Source organism: Pontimicrobium sp. MEBiC01747 (assembly GCF_053601635.1).
Genome location: NZ_JBSHNS010000200.1, coordinates 1 through 1,017 on the forward strand (window position 1 = coordinate 1; position 1,017 = coordinate 1,017).

At 33.5% G+C, this 1,017-nt stretch carries 1 protein-coding gene; it reads left to right on the forward strand.

Annotated features, from left to right (window positions below):
* Positions 1–61 precede the first annotated feature (61 nt).
* The coding region (locus tag ACVC2P_RS06465; protein ID WP_452597661.1) for a hypothetical protein at positions 62–1,017 on the forward strand (956 nt) is incomplete at its 3' end.

Consider the following 1,017-nt stretch of genomic DNA (forward strand, 5'->3'; position numbering starts at 1 on the left):
CACCAGTACTGTGCGAAATAGGAGAAATACCTCAATACCCAACAGATGTAAATAATTAAAAATGAGTGAGAATACAAAAATACTGCAATGCTTTCTATCACCTATGGTCGCAGGGAAATATACCGTAGAGGTAGAGCAGAATGTAGTACATAAAGAACAAAGTATTCAAAATATAAATAAAACATTCAGTTTTGGAGTTGATGCAGCACGATTTACATTAAAGCCAAATGATATATATTCTGTATATCCACCAGCAAATAAATCGGGGAGTTACTCAGAAACCCTTCCACATATTGTTTTTTCCAGACGCACTTTACCATGGGAACGCACAATAGATGGAAAACCATATACATTTCAAGAAGAAGGAAACGCATCTCAGGACTTTAAACCAGTACCATGGATGGCATTACTACTCTTTAATGAAGAAGAAATGACAGGATTAAAAATAAAATCTAGCACTATTGCCGATATATTGCAACCCGAAGCTTCAGATAAAATAACAAGACCAGAAATACATAATAAAACGACTCAAGAGCAAAACGTATTAAAACTAATGGAATGGGAGCAACCAGAAGATGGTTGTTATACTATAGACATTACTAAAAAGCAATTTGAAAAACACATACCCTCTAAAGACAGTCTATCTTATTTAGCACATGCTAAAGAAGTAGATATACTAAATAAAGATAAAGAGGGCATAGAAGATATTAATGAAGAAGAAGGGAAAGGTGTTTTTTCGGTTATGGTGGGAAATAGCTTGCCAACACATAATAAAAACCATACAGCTATTTTAGTATCGCTAGAAGGGTATGCCAATTATTTAAAAGGAGCAGACTCTAAAAAGACAATTCCAGATAATAATAAAGTAAGACTAGTTGTATTAGCTAATTGGAATTTTGATAATTCGGGAGAAGCAACATTTTCCGAATTAATAAATAAAATAGAAGTAAAAAGTATGCAAGTAAAAACGGCTAAAAAAGTGGAGGAACTAGCACCTTATTTTCAAGCAGGCTACAC